The sequence below is a fragment of the Dactylosporangium sp. NPDC006015 genome (assembly GCF_040614215.1).
GTDB classification, from domain to species: Bacteria; Actinomycetota; Actinomycetes; order Mycobacteriales; family Micromonosporaceae; genus Dactylosporangium; species Dactylosporangium maewongense.
The window spans coordinates 168,334-182,112 of the sequence record NZ_JBEXUD010000018.1 but is presented as its reverse complement, the minus strand read 5'-3'; the positions used below and the strand labels follow the sequence as shown (position 1 = coordinate 182,112).

Annotated in this window: 12 protein-coding genes; 4 read left to right on the top strand and 8 right to left on the bottom strand. The window is 73.8% G+C overall.

All coding sequences use genetic code 11. The features are described 5' to 3' along the window. The first annotated feature begins 84 nt into the window (after positions 1 to 84). From ABZ321_RS30040 to ABZ321_RS30030, 3 genes are read left to right on the top strand one after another with little or no spacing between them, the layout of a single operon-like run. Entirely contained in the window at positions 85 to 1,710 is a 1,626-nt protein-coding gene (locus ABZ321_RS30040; protein WP_354897410.1) for an ABC-F family ATP-binding cassette domain-containing protein, read from the top strand. Next, positions 1,707 to 2,093 carry a PPOX class F420-dependent oxidoreductase gene (locus tag ABZ321_RS30035; protein WP_344505051.1) on the top strand — a complete coding sequence of 129 codons (387 nt, stop codon included), beginning with the start codon at positions 1,707 to 1,709 and terminating at the stop codon, positions 2,091 to 2,093. The genes ABZ321_RS30040 and ABZ321_RS30035 overlap by 4 nt, the downstream gene beginning before the upstream one ends. Further along, entirely contained in the window at positions 2,080 to 2,586 is a 507-nt protein-coding gene (locus ABZ321_RS30030; protein ID WP_344505052.1) for an NUDIX domain-containing protein, read from the top strand. Before ABZ321_RS30035 ends, ABZ321_RS30030 begins: the two co-directional genes overlap by 14 nt. 3 nt (positions 2,587 to 2,589) lie before the next feature. Here the strand turns inward: ABZ321_RS30030 and ABZ321_RS30025 are convergent, their stop codons facing one another. Then, on the bottom strand, positions 2,590 to 3,936 hold the full coding sequence (locus tag ABZ321_RS30025) for a hypothetical protein (protein WP_354897407.1): 1,347 nt from the start codon (positions 3,934 to 3,936) through the stop codon (positions 2,590 to 2,592). 84 nt (positions 3,937 to 4,020) lie between these two features. Between ABZ321_RS30025 and ABZ321_RS30020 the strand changes: the two genes are divergently transcribed. After that, positions 4,021 to 5,847, top strand: coding sequence for a tetratricopeptide repeat protein (locus ABZ321_RS30020; protein ID WP_354897404.1), 1,827 nt, complete (start codon positions 4,021 to 4,023; stop codon positions 5,845 to 5,847). Between the two features lie 43 nt (positions 5,848 to 5,890). On the opposite strand, the gene ABZ321_RS30015 is transcribed toward ABZ321_RS30020, so the two are convergent. From ABZ321_RS30015 to ABZ321_RS29985, 7 genes are all read right to left on the bottom strand, one after another. Then, a complete protein-coding gene (locus ABZ321_RS30015) occupies positions 5,891 to 6,376 on the bottom strand; it encodes a peptidase inhibitor family I36 protein (protein ID WP_344505055.1) in 486 nt (161 codons plus the stop codon). A 346-nt stretch (positions 6,377 to 6,722) separates the two neighbouring features. Continuing rightward, positions 6,723 to 8,174, bottom strand: a complete 1,452-nt coding sequence (locus tag ABZ321_RS30010; protein ID WP_354897402.1) for a hypothetical protein — start codon at positions 8,172 to 8,174, stop codon at positions 6,723 to 6,725. A gap of 261 nt (positions 8,175 to 8,435) precedes the next feature. Continuing rightward, a complete protein-coding gene (locus ABZ321_RS30005; protein WP_354897399.1) occupies positions 8,436 to 8,960 on the bottom strand; it encodes a hypothetical protein in 525 nt (174 codons plus the stop codon). A 332-nt stretch (positions 8,961 to 9,292) separates the two neighbouring features. Continuing rightward, complete coding sequence (locus ABZ321_RS30000) at positions 9,293 to 9,448, bottom strand: DUF6131 family protein (RefSeq protein ID WP_203853177.1); 156 nt, start codon at positions 9,446 to 9,448, stop codon at positions 9,293 to 9,295. A 77-nt stretch (positions 9,449 to 9,525) separates the two neighbouring features. Next, positions 9,526 to 11,487, bottom strand: coding sequence for a hypothetical protein (locus tag ABZ321_RS29995; protein ID WP_354897396.1), 1,962 nt, complete (start codon positions 11,485 to 11,487; stop codon positions 9,526 to 9,528). A 4-nt stretch (positions 11,488 to 11,491) separates the two neighbouring features. Beyond that, a complete protein-coding gene (locus ABZ321_RS29990; protein WP_344505059.1) occupies positions 11,492 to 12,889 on the bottom strand; it encodes a sigma 54-interacting transcriptional regulator in 1,398 nt (465 codons plus the stop codon). 9 nt (positions 12,890 to 12,898) lie between these two features. After that, on the bottom strand, positions 12,899 to 13,759 hold the full coding sequence (locus tag ABZ321_RS29985; RefSeq protein WP_344505060.1) for a LysR family transcriptional regulator: 861 nt from the start codon (positions 13,757 to 13,759) through the stop codon (positions 12,899 to 12,901). Between the last annotated feature and the right edge of the window lie 20 nt (positions 13,760 to 13,779).

Sequence of the window (13,779 nt, the reverse complement as noted above, 5' to 3'; positions counted from 1 at the left end):
GAAATCAGGCTACTCCCGCCTACCCAGTGACGCGCACTGAGACACAATATGCGCGGGGTACGACAGAAACTGCGGAGGTAACTGGTGAGCGCCACGCTGGTGGTGAAGGAGCTCGCGGCCGGTCACGGCGATCGGGCGTTGTTCTCCGGGCTGGATCTCGTCGTCGCGCCCGGCGACGTGATCGGCCTGGTCGGGGCCAACGGGGCGGGCAAGTCGACACTGCTGCGCACGCTCGCCGGGCTGCTGCCGACCGAGGCGGGCGGCTTCGGGCTCAACCCGCCGACCGCGATCATCGGCTACCTGCCGCAGGAGCCCGACCGCCGCGAGGGTGAGACGGTGCTGCAGTTCCTGGCCCGGCGCACCGGGGTCGCCGACGCGCAGCGGCGGATGGACGCCGCCGCGGAGCGGATCGAGCAGGACCCGGACGAGTATTCCGACGCGTTGGAGCGCTGGCTGGCGCTCGGCGGCGCCGACCTCGACGAGCGCGTCGTGGCCGTCGCGGCGGACCTCGGGCTGGCCGTGGACCTCGACCTGCCGATGACGGCGCTGTCCGGCGGGCAGGCGGCCCGGGCCGGGATGGCGTCGCTGCTGCTGTCCCGGTACGACGTCTTCCTGCTGGACGAGCCCACCAACGACCTCGACCTCGACGGCCTGGAGCGGCTCGAACGGTTCGTCCAGGGCCTCAAGGCCGGCGCCGTGATCGTCAGCCACGACCGGGAGTTCCTGGCCCGCACGGCCACCGGCGTGCTGGAGCTGGACCTCGCCCAGCAGCAGGTCAACTTCTTCGGCGGCGGCTACGCGGCGTACCTGGAGGAGAAGGCGATCGCGAAGCGGCGCGCCCGGGAGGCGTACGACGAGTACTCCGACACGAAGGCCGACCTCGAGGCGCGGGCCCGGATGCAGCGCGCGTGGATGGAGAAGGGCGTCAAGAACGCCCGCCGCAAGCAGCCCGACAACGACAAGGTCAGCAAGGGCAAGAAGATCGAGTCGACGGAGAAGCAGGCGTCGAAGGCCCGCCAGACCGACCGGCTGATCGAGCGGCTCGAGGTGGTGGAGGAGCCGCGCAAGGAGTGGCAGCTGCGGATGGAGATCGCCGCCGCGCCGCGCGCCGGGGCGGTCGTCGCGACGCTCAACCGGGCGGTCGTGACCCGCGGCGAGTTCACCCTCGGGCCGGTGGACCTGCAGGTCGACTGGGCGGACCGGGTCGCGATCACCGGTGCGAACGGCGCGGGCAAGTCCACGCTGCTCGCCGCGCTGCTCAAGCGCGTCCCGCTGGCCAGCGGCACCGCGGCGCTCGGGCCGGGCGTCGTCGTCGGCGAGGTCGACCAGGCCCGCGGCCTGTTCGTCGGGGCGAAACCGCTGCTGGACGCGTTCTGCGAGGCCGTGCCGGACCAGCAGCCGGCCGATGTACGGACGCTGCTGGCGAAGTTCGGCCTCAAGGCGCACCACGTGCTGCGTCCCGCGGCGAGCCTGTCACCCGGCGAGCGGACCCGGGCGGCGCTGGCGCTGCTGCAGGGGCGCGGCGTCAACCTGCTCGTGCTCGACGAGCCGACCAACCACCTGGACCTGCCGGCGATCGAGCAGCTGGAGTCCGCGCTGGACGGGTACCCCGGCACGCTGCTGCTGGTCACCCACGACCGGCGGATGCTGGCGGCGGTCCACACGACCCGGCACGTCGACGTGCACGACGGGAAGGTCACGGTCAGGTGAGCGAGGAGTTCTGGACCGAACGGCACCTGTGCACGGTCACCACGATCCGCCGGGACGGCACCCCGCACGTCGCGCCCGTCGGCGCCACCTACGACGAGACGACCGGCATCGCGCGGATCATCACGTCGGGCACGTCGCAGAAGGTCCGCAACGTCCGCGCCAACCCGCGGGTCGCGATCTGCCAGGTCGACGGGCGTCGCTGGACGACTCTGGAGGGCACCGCCGTCATCGACGCCGACCCGGAGGCGGTCGCGGACGCCGAGCGGCGCTACGCCGACCGGTACAGGACGCCCCGCCCCAACCCGCAGCGGGTCGTCATCGTGGTGACGGTGACACGGGTGCTGGGCACGGTCCGGGTAGGTTCGCCGCATGGGAGTTCCTAGATACGTCCGGACCATGCGCGCGCACATCGGGCACGACCTGCTGCTCCTGCCCGGGGTCAGCGGGATCGTCGTGGACGACCGCGGCCGGCTGCTGCTCGCCCGCCGCAGCGACACCGGCGGGTGGGCGGTCCTGGCCGGCGTGGTCGAGCCCGGCGAGCAGCCCGCCGACGCGGTCGTGCGCGAGGTCCGGGAGGAGACCGGCGTCGAGGTGAGGGTCGAGCGGCTCCTCGGCGTCGCCATGCACCCCGTGCACTACCCCAACGGCGACCGGTGCGAATACCTGAATGTGACGTTCCTGTGCAGCGTCGCCGGCGGCACCGCCACCGTCAACGACGACGAGTCGCTCGAGGTCGGCTGGTTCGACCCGGCCGACCTGCCGCCGATGGAGCCCTATTCGCGGCTGCGGGTGGAGATGGCGGTGCGCGACGCCAAGGAGGCGTGGTTCGCCCCGCCCGGGTCCCGGCACCCCGCGCTGGTCGAGCCGTCGATGTGACCGTCAGTTCTGCGGGGGCCAGGCAGGCGGCGGGTTCTGGGGGTAGCCGGCCGGCGGGTCCGAGTTCGGCGGGCCGCTGACCGGCGGCGAGGCCGGCTGCGAGGGCACCTGCCGAGCGGGACCGCCCATGCCGGGGACCGTCCACGGCTGCGGGATCGCACCCGGGTGCGGCTCCGGCGGCGGGCTGGGGTACGTCGGCTGCCCGAACACGGGACCGTCCACGGTCGGCGGCGGCGGCGCGGGAAAGCCGGTCGACTGCGCCGGGATCCCCGCCGGCGCCGGACCCGGCGGATACCCGGAGGGCGGTCCGGACAGGGGCGGGCTCACGTCGTACACCAGCGGCGGCGCGAACCCAGGAGCAACCGGCAGGACACCGGTGGCAGGACTCCCCACCGGGGCGGCCGCCAGTGGTGCCAGCCGGCGCCCGACCAGCTCCAGCAGCCAGACCGCGAGCAGCCCCACCACCGCGAGCAGCCCGGTCGTCAGCAGCGTCGTCGCCGCGTGCGCCCCCTCGATCAGCTGCCAGCGGCGCACCCCGTCGACGATGAACACGCCGAGGACGACGCCGAACACGCCCGCCCGGCGGCCGACCACGCTGACCCCGCCGAGCAGCACCGCGGCGAGCGCATACGGCAGGTGCCCCGTCTCGGTGAACACGGCCGCGCTGGTCAGCCGCGTCGACAAGACCCCCGCGACGCCGGCGAGCGCCGCCGAGCCGGCCACCCCGACCAGCGCGCCGGTCAGTTTCGCCGGCCGCCAGCGGGCGGGGTCCTCGCCGCCCGAGGGACGGTTCGCGGAGAGGCCGCGGCGGACGGCCGGCAGCGCGAACAGCACGGCGCCCGCGATCGACCCGGCGACGAAGACGGCGACCCACGCGCCGAAGCCGCCGGAAGCGCGGGCGGCGCCGGTGACCGGGACCAGCCGGCCCTCGGTGGCCTGCAGCAGCGCCGCGGAGACGACGAACCCGCCGCCGAGCGTCACCGCCCACGCGGGCAGCGCGGTGAGGCCGGTGAGCAGGGCGAGCGCCAGGCCGACGCCGAACGCGGCGAGGACCGCGACCAGGAACGCGGCCGGCACGGAGGTGCCGTCGTTCACCTGGTCGGCGTACACCCAGCCGGCGAGGACCGCGATCGAGCCGATCGCCAGGTTGGGGGTGGCGGTGCGCAGCGACAGGGCCAGTCCGCAGGCGGCGAAGCCCAGGATCGCGAGCCCCGCCCACGACTGGCCGCGGCTGAACACGGCGGAGTTGGCGTTGAGCAGGCCGGCGACGACGGCGCCGGCGGCGAGCAGGAGCACCGCCTCCCAGACCAGGTGCGGTGCGAGCTCGCGCATGGGTCGGACCTCGGTCATGCGGCGACGCTACCGCGCATCGACGACCGACGCTGCCCACACGCCGCCCGACGTCATCCGTTCGGCGTGCTCTACTCTCCGCGGGTGGCCGACGATGTCGAAGACCCGGTGGCGCAGGCGCACGGCGAGCTGTCCCTGGCGCGGGTGGCGCTCGCCGAGGACGACCTCGAGCACGCCGCCAACCACATCGCCGGCGCGATCGCGTGGGCGCCGGGGCTGCCGGAGGTGCACGAGCTGCTCGCGGCGCTGACCGTCCGGGCCGGCGGCGACGTCGCGGAGCTGTTCCCGCTGCGGGAGCCGGCGTTCATCGGCACGGTCGTGGCGCGGGCGCACGTGACGGCGAAGGCCGACCCGATCGGGGCGCTGCGGATGCTGGCGCAGGCGACCGGGTTCGACCCGGAGCAGCCGTGGGCGGACGTCAGCTGGGTGCGGGCCGCCGACCCGGCCGGCCTGGACCCCGACGACCTCGCCAGGCTCTTCGTCGGGGTGATGCAGCGGCTCGGCGACCCGGCACCGCCGCCGGTGGCGAAGGCCAACGAGGTGTGGCTGGACCTCGCCCGGCGGTCGTTGCGCGCCCACCCCGACCACGCGCTGCTGCACGGGGCCTCGGCCGGGCTCGGCCGCCGGTTCGGCGACACGGCGGAGGCCGTCCGGTGGGGCGCCCGCGGGCACCGGCTGCACCCGGACAAGCTGACGTCGGTCTGGTACGCGTACGCCCTGCGCGCCGACGGCCGCCTCGACGCGGCGCTGAAGGTGATGCGCGCGGCGTGGCGGGCGGCGCCGGACGAGGTCGACCTGTGCGCCGACATGGCCAACTGGCTCGCCGACTCCGGCCGCGTCGACGAGGCGATCGAGCTGCTGGAGGAGGGGATGCGCCGCCGGTCGGACTACGACTGTGCGGTGCACACCGTGCACCGGCTGCGGTTCCAGCGCGACGGCGACGCGCGGCACCTGGTGGCCCTCGCCGACTTCATCCGCGAGCACCCGGTCGTCAGCCACGAGCACGCCGACCTGGCGCAGGCGTGCGAGCGGCTCCCCTGGCTCGGCCGGGTCACCGGCCCGACCGAGGCGTGCGTGAACACGCTGCACCGGATCCCGGCCGGCGAGCGGGGCACGATGGACGGCGGGATGTCGCTGTCGGCGCTCGAGGTGCCCAGCGCCCTCGCGGTGCTGCGCCGCCAGCTGCCGGGCGTCACCGTGCGGGTGGAGGGCGCGCCCGCCGCCGACCTGGTGCGGCCGTTGCGGGAGGTGCGGGTGCTGTGGCGGTACGACGGGACCACCGCCTTTCCGACGGTCGAGCCCGCCGCCGCGGCCAGCCAGGCGCTCCTGGCGGGGATCGCCGGTCCGGTGTGGCCGCACCCGGTCGCCGCCTACGACCACGCGATGCCGCTCGGCGAGCTGCCGGTCGAGCAGCTGCTGTCGCTGCTGGTGCACCCGCCGGCGCGGCCCGAACGGTTCGCGGAGCTGCCCGACGGCTGGTGGGAGCGGTCGGCGCAGGTGTTCGCGTGCCTCGGCCTGCTGCACTGCGGCGAGCTGCGCAACCCGGCCGACCCCGGCGACACGGCCGCGCAGCGGCGGCTGCTGACCGACCTCGCGTGGGGCGTCGAGGACTGGACGACGGAGGCGGCGCTCTTCGCGCTGACGGTCGCGGCGTGGCTGGACCCGGCGTGCCGGGTGGAGGTCTGTGACACGGTCGGCCGCCGGTTCCTGGCCGCGGTGCGGGCGTCGCGGACCAGGGCGGTGACGATCAGGGACTCGCTGTCGGCGCTGGTGCGGATCGTGCCGGGCATGGTCCCGGACATGCTGGCCCTCGCCGGTGAGGTGTCGGGTGTACCGGCGGCGCCCGCCCGTACGGAGAAGCCGGCCTCCCCGTCACGGTTCGGCCGGCTCTTCCGGCGGCGTCAGCAGTAGCGCCGGGGTGGCCCGGTGTGTCGCGCCCGGGCCTGCAGCGGCGTCAGCAGTAGCGGTACACGTCGGTGGCGCGGTTCGTGGCGCCGCCGACGAAGTCGATCGACCGGTACCCGACGCCGACGCTGAACAGGCCGGTGCCGTAGTCGAAGAACTGCACGCTGCCCCGGCTGAGGTTGTAGTAGGCGGACTCGACGCGGCCCTGCCAGCCGTACGTGGCGAGGCTCTGCCACCCGCACGAGGACAGCTTGCCGCGCGGGTAGCCGAAGTCCGCGCGGTCGTAGAAGCAGAACCATCCCGACGGGCAGTCGACGTACGCGTCGACGTGCTCGGGTGACGGCGCGGGCGGCGCCAGCGTGACGACGAACCGGCCGCCGTCGTAGCTGATCTCGTTGGCGCCGACGACCGTCCCGCCGGGGTGTTCGGCGAGGTACGACGCGGCGCCGGCGGTGACGGGTGCCGCGGCGGCGGGCGCGGCGGTCGTGGTGATCGCCACGACGGCGAAGCAGGCGAGTGTCAGGGCACGGATCATGGCTGAACCCCCACGTTTCAGCGGACCGGGACGCGGTGCGGTGACTGCGTGTCACCCGCGGATCCCCCCGGACCGCTCCAGGTGCACGCCGTTGGCGCGACCGTATTCGCCACCGAGCGTGGTCACCATGGCCGTGTACAGACTGTGCCATGAATGAATACGTTCCGGCGTACTGCCTGCTCGTCACCTCCGTCGAATTCTCAACGATTTATCAATCGTCGTACGGACCGTAACGTCCTGTCGCGGGCTCGCCGACCTGCGGGCCGTCGCGGCGCGACTGACGGACGGTGACCGAGGGCCGGCCGCCACGGGGGCGACCGGCCCGATCTGCAAGTTGCAGCACCGCTCAGTCCGGCTGGTCGTCCCACACCGAACGCACGTACACGATCTGCCGGGTGGTCACCGGCACGCCGTTCTGCCGCTGGATCGTGGACTCGTGCACCAGCAGGCGGCCGGTGCCGGGGTCGAACACGAGCGTCTCGCGGACGCCGTCCGGGCCGTCGGCGCTGAACGCCTTGCCGGGCAGCCCCAGCCGGTCGGCGATGGTCTTGCCCCGGTATGCGAGGCCGGGCGTGCCGCGCAGCATCCGCAGCACCGCGATGCGTTCCGGCGCGCGCAGCGGGTAGGCGACGCACAGCTCCCCGAGCCGCCGCAGGAGTGCCGCGGCGCCGGGGCGCTCCATCCCCTCCAGGGTCCGCTGCAGCTGGACCGGGTCGGCGCTCGGCGGCCCGGCCGCCCCGGCGGGCGGGCCCGGCGGCAGCGGCTCCGGCGACGACGTCGCCCCCGTGCCGTAGGTCCTGACCCGGCCGGGTGCCGCCGGCGACCAGTCGAGCTCCTCGTTCACGTTGCTCGTGGTGTTCAGGTACTCCGGCGGCGGCCCGTAGGTGGTGATGACGACGTCGACGTGCGCGTGCTCGCCCGCCGCCGCCTCGGCCGGGTCGATCGCGGCGATGACGGCGTCGAGCTCCGCCTGGGCCGGCGCGCCGGGCGTGAGGGTCGGTGGCGGCGGGGTCGGCGTGCGCGCCGGCCCGCCGGACGCCGCGACGCCGGTGCGGGCCGGCGTCCCGCCGGTGCCGCCGGCCAGCCACAGGCCCGCGACCGTGAGGACGACCAGGGCCGCGGCGACGGCCGGCACGACCACGCCGCGGCGGCGCCACGGCGGTGGCCCGGGCGGCAGCTGCTCGAGGCGGGCCTTCCACTGCTCGGCCGCGTCCGGGGTGCCGCCGCTGAGGTACAGCCGCCACAGCAGCTCGTCGTCGGTCCACCGGGCGGGTAGCAGCGGCCGGGGGCGCAGCCGCTGCGCCGCCGGGACGGGGTCCGGCAGCTCGGCGGGCGCACCGTGCTCCTCGGTCTCCGCCCGGCGCCGGCCGATGGTCTGCTCGTCGACGCCCTGCGCCGCGATCAGGGACCTGAGCGCGCGCCGCGCCGCGGGCCGGTCGGCGTCGTCGCCGAGGTCCGGCTGGAACCGGGCCGCCCGGCTGATGGCGTCCGCTCGGGCGGCGCGCCACTCGTCGAAGGTGGACGGGTCCTCGTTGACGCTCTTCAGGTACAGCTCGAGGTGCTCCCAGGACGGGATCTGCAGGCCGCTGTCGGCCTTCGACAGGGTCGTCTGGTTGCTGTTCACGCGCTGCGCCATGACCTGGTAGGACGGGTTGCCGTCCGCCTCGCGGGCCCGCCGCATCCGGTGGGCGAAGCCGGCGGGCGGGTGGTAGCCGACCACCGGTTTGACCGGGCGGCCGCGGCGTCGTGCGTCGGTGGGGTGGGGTGCGTGGCCGTCATCGCCACGGGCGTCGAGCATGGACGGGCTCGCTCTCGTTCCGGTGATTTCCGACAGTTCTCGAGGGTGTTCGCTCCGGCGGGGACGCCCTACTGAGGGGCGGTAGGGCGTCGCCTCACCTGGATCAGCGATCTGCGGGTCGGGGAAAGCGTCATGGCGCCGTCCGTTTGCAGCCGCACGGCACGCATCCCGACTTGCGGCAGTTTGCCATCCGGCTCGCGCGGTTACCAGTCATGCGCGGTCCGGATTGCCGACACATCGTCGTGAGTAATTGCCTACCGATCAGTAGGCAGGCCGGGACTGGACTGGCCGCGCGGCGGAGGTGTGACTGTCCAGTCGGTGGCCACCGTCGCCGACCGGCTCATCGACTTCCACCGTATCGGCGGACGTCACTGCCGTGACCTCATTCGCATCCACACTGTCGGGTCTTGGATGCGATGACAACAATGAGGTAACGTCGCCGCATTCAGTGACGTAACGGTCACTCGACCCGCCGAGCGGGCCGTCGTAAGGACCGTGGAGCTCCCGGTCGGACCTTCTCGAGGGTTCAGCGATCTGGGGACGGGGGTCTTCCGTTGCAGCGGAAGGCCCCCACTGCGTCCCACCAGGCCGGCGGGGCCTGACCCGGGAGACGAGCCGCCCGGCGGCGGCGGTGACGGCCGCGACGAGCGCGGCCACTTGGATGGGGTCCAGCCCCCAGGCCACCGCGAGCGCCGCGAACCCGAAGACGGCCGCGAGCGCCGCGAGAATGAGGGCCGCGTCGGCCGCTGCCCCGGTGCGTTTGTGCCGATGTCCTGTGGTGCGCATTCGAGCCTCCATGGCGTCGGACCGCTGCCCCGGGTGGATCATTCACCCGGGTGACAAGCCAACATCATGAGAGGCGGGAAGCGCCGGAAATAGCGATCAATCCCAGCGAATTCTGCGGGCCGCCGCCGACCTTTCGCATCCGAACGAAGCCGGCGGGCGCCCGCAGGTCAGCGCCATTCTTTGCGTAAGGGCAGAAAGAATGCGCTGAGAACTCGGCGGGCCGTCGCGGCGCCAGCGACTCCACTATAGGGCCGTATGGCCATAGTCGGCAAGTGCCCGGAAACGGCGATGGCCGGCGGGGGGACCGCCGGCCATCGGGTTGCGTAAGAGGGTCACCAATAGTGACGGCGTCCGGCGAGGGGACGGCCGACGGCACCCAGGATCCAGAGCACCGCGCCCACGATCAGCAACACGATGCCGATCGTTTCCAGGATGCCGACGTGCAGGAAGAGCCCGAGCAGGAACAGGATCAGGCCGAGGACGATCATCTTCAGCTCCCGGGGAGGAGGGGGTGTTGCATGGACGTTCTTCAGGTACCCCTCCCCCTCGACTTCTGAAACACCGATCACCCGCGGCGGCCCCGGCGGGCTCGGATGTAGTCGGAGACGACGTATTTGCCCAGGTCATCGGCGTCCGGGGTGAAGACCCGCCCACCGCTGCGCCGGGCGACGGCATCGACGAAGCGGCGCAGGCCGGGGTCCTCGCCGAGCATGAACAGGTTGAGCACCGCGCCGTAGCGGGTGAGCTGGTCGACCTCGTGCACGGTCGCGGTGACCGTCTCGCGGGTCGACGGCCAGCGGAAGTACGACGTGCCGTCATCGAGCAGGTGCGCGGTCGGCTCACCGTCGGTGACGACGAGGACGACCGGGTCGGAGCCCGGGTGCCGGCGCAGGTGCCGCCCCGCGAGCATGAGCGCGTGCTGCAGGTTGGTGCCCTGCACGTAGTCGGGCTCGACGGCCGCCAGCTCCTCGACGGACAGCTTCGTCGCGTACCGGCCGAACCCGATGATCTGGAGGGCGTCCTGCGGGAAGCGGGTCGCGACGAGGTGGGACAGCGCCAGCGCGGCCTGCTTCATCGGGCCCCACCGGCCGTCGGCCATCATCGAGAAGGACAGGTCGACGCAGAGCGCGACGGCGGCGGACACCCGCCGCTCGGTCTCGGCGATCTCGAAGTCCTCGACGTCCAGCCCGATCGGCAGGACGGCGGTGCCGCCGGTGGCCTGGCGGCGCACCGCGTTGCCGATGGTGCGCACGACGTCGATCGGCTGCTCGTCGCCGTACTGCCAGCGCCGGGACGCCCCGGTGAGCTCGCCCGCGGCGCCGGCGTCGCGCAGGTCGTGCTGCCCGCGCCGGCCGGCGGTGAGGTCGGCGAAGACGGTCCGCAGGGCGGTGCCGCCGAGCCGGCGCAGCGCCTTCGGGCTGAGCGTGAGTCCGTCGGCGCCGCGGGTGACCCAGCCCTGGCGGCGCAGCTGCTGCTCCAGCTCCCGCAGCCGGCGCAGGTCGTCGGCGGCGGAGCGGCCGAGCTGCCGTTCGACGGACTCGACGTCGACGTCGTCGAGGGTGGCGCCGGGGTGCTCCTGGCCGAGCTGGTCGATCAGGTCGTCGAGGTCGCCGATCTCCTCCAGGGCGCCGGCGGCCTCGCCGTAGCCGAGGTCGCGGTCGCCGCGGACCCGCTCGCCGCGGCCCCAGTTCAGGTCGGGGCGCAGCGCGCGGAGGTTGTCGGTGAGGGCGGCCATCTCCCCGGCGAGGCTGCCGAGGGACTGCTCCATCAGCGACTGCAGCTCGGCGCGCTGCTGCGGGCTGAGCGAGCGCATGAGCCGCTCCCCCGCGGCGGCGCGGCGAGCGAGCGCGTCGACGAGCTCGTCCACCGATCCGGGCCGCTCGGGGAAGAAGTCGCCGTGCTGCGCCATGAACTGCGCGAACGCGTCGTCGGTGTTCTCCCCGCGGGCGTGCTTGGCGAGCAGGCCGTTGAGGTCCTGCAGCATCTGCTGCATGCGCTCGCGTGTCGCCGGGTCCTGCAGGGCGTCCTTCATCCCTTGGAACCGCTGCCCGACGACCTCGTCGCGCAGCTGGTCGAGGATCTGGTCGTAGAGCGCCTTCGCCTCGGGCGAAGTCCAGTTGTATTCGGACAATTCAGCAACTGCGCGAGATGTCGACCGTGGCAAGTTGGCCAGCTGTGTCTCCGCGAAGCGGGCGTCGTCAGAATCGACCGCTGACAGAGCGTCGCGTTCGGTGGCGACCGCTTGGTCGAGGAGCTGTTGCGCACGGGTGACAGCGCCATCAAGATCGCCGCGTCGAAGAGCCTCCCGGCGCAGCCGCCGCGCCCTGGCGAGGAGGTCGTCGAGGCCGCGGCCGCCGTCGGGCCCCTGGGGACCATTGCGCAGCAGGTTGCGCAGGGCGTCGCGGAGGCTGCCGCCGTCGAGGACCTCGGCGCCGACCTGGTCGACGGCGGCGCGCACGTCGTACGGCGGGGCGAGCGGGTCGGGCCCGCCCCGCCACGCCCCGTACCGGAACCTGTTGTGACGCACGTGCTCAGCCTCCGTAGACGGTGCGGCCGTCCTCGGTGAGGTCCTTGGACAGCCGTCTGGTGAGGTGCAGGCCTTCCAGGACGAACTCGATGCCGGCGGCGGCCTCGCCGCGGCTGGGCGCGTCGCCGAGCCCGAGCCGCTCCAGGACCTTCGCCAGGCCGGGCACGGTGCCGACCTGCTGCAGGATGTCGTCGGCGCCGGCGAGCTCGCCGGTCTCGATGACCTGCCCCTCGGCGACGAGGTCGGTGAAGCCGGACAGGTCCAGGCCCGCGAGCCGGGACCGGAACGTGTCGGCGGTCGCGGTGCGCAGCAGGTGCGCGAGGATCTCGATCTCGCGGCCCTCCTCGCCGCTGTCGAACTCGACCTTGCCGCGCAGGGTGCTGGTGACGCTGACCGTGTCGCCGACCCGGGCGACGGGCTTGTCGTCGCCGAGCAGCCCACCGCGGCGCAGCGCGGACGCGGCCACGGTCTCGGCCGCGGCGATGGCGAAGCGGGCGGACACGCCGGAGCGGGAGTCGACCGCCGGCGACTCGCGCACGGCCCGGGTGAACCGGGCCAGGACCTCGATCACGTGGCTGGGGACCTGCGCCACGAGCTGCGCCTCCTGCTGGATCAGGTCGGTCTCCAGCTCCAGGTCGAGGGGGTAGTGGGTGCGGATCTCGGCGCCGAAGCGGTCCTTGAGCGGCGTGATGATCCGGCCGCGGTTGGTGTAGTCCTCAGGGTTGGCGCTGGCGACGAGCAGCACATCCAGCGGCAGGCGCAGCTGGTAGCCGCGGACCTGGATGTCGCGCTCCTCCAGCACGTTGAGCAGCGACACCTGGATGCGCTCGGCGAGGTCGGGCAGCTCGTTGACGGCGAAGATGCCGCGGTTGGTGCGCGGGACGAGTCCGAAGTGGATGGTCTCCGGGTCGCCGAGGGTCCGGCCCTGCGCGACCCGGATCGGGTCGACGTCGCCGATCAGGTCGCCGACCGACGTGTCCGGGGTGGCGAGCTTCTCCCCGTAGCGCATCGAACGGTGCAGCCAGTCGACCGGCAGCGCCTCGCCGGCCTCGGTCGCGAGGCGCCGCGACGCGGGCGTGATCGGCGCATACGGGTGCTCGTTGAGCTCCGACCCGGCGATGACCGGGGTCCACTCGTCCAGCAGCGACACGAGGCCCCGGATGACGCGGGTCTTGCCCTGGCCGCGCTCGCCGAGCAGGACCAGGTCGTGGCCGGCCAGGATGGCCCGCTCGAGCTCGGGCAGGACGGTGTCGTCGTAGCCGACGACGCCGGGGAATCGGGGCTCGCCGCTGCGGAGCTTGGCGAGGAGGTTGTCGCGCAGTTCTTCCTTGACGGTGCGGAACCGGTGGCCGCTGGCGCGCAGCTCGCCCACGGTGCGGGGCAGGTCCAAAGGCTGGGTCACCGCTCGAACCTAGCGCGGCAACGTTTCGGTTGGCGAAACACCGCGGAACGTGGCCAGCAGCCGGGCGCGGACCGCGGCCGCGGCGGGGGGCAGCGGGCCGTCGCGGTGGGCGAGGAACAGCGTGTTCAGCGGCGGGACCGGCGGGTCGTGCAACAGCACCAGGCGGCCCGCCTCGAGGTCCGCCCGGACCAGGTATTCGGGCAGCACGCTGCACCCGGCGCCGGCCAGGACGAGGGCGCGGACGGCGTGCAGGTCGGGCACGACCACGTCGGCGGTGCGGTGCTGCCGCTGGTCGAAGACGCTGCGCCAGTACCGGCGGATGATCGGCAGCTCCTCGGCGTAGCTGACCAGCGGCGTGGTCGCGACGTCGCGGGCGGTCGCGGCGACGAGCACGAACTCCTCGTCGTAGAGCGGCTCGGCGCGCAGCTGGCGGCGGCGCGGGCGGCTGGTGAGGACGGCCAGGTCGAGGGCGCCGGTGCCGAGCGCGTCGGCGAGGTCGTCGGACAGGCCGAGCGTGACCCGCAGCTTCAGGCCGCCGGCGACGAGCCCGGCGAGCGCGGGCAGGACCAGGTCGGTGAGGAACTCGGCGGCGCCGCCGAGCCGGACGGTGCCCTCCTCGGGGCGTTCGGCGACGCCGGCGAGGTCGTCGAGCGGGCCGGCGACCTGCCGGGCGAGCAGGTCCGCGGCGGGGGTCGGGGTGACGCCGCGGGGCTGCCGCACGAACAGCGGCCGGCCGAGCGCCGCCTCGAGGGCCTGGAGCTGGGCGGTGACGGTCGGCTGCGACAGGGCGAGGCGGCGGGCGGCGCCGGTGACGGAGCCCTCCCGGTGCACGGCGAGGAACGTGCGCAGCAGGTCGAGGGAGATCGCCATAGGAATTCCTATGGTAATGC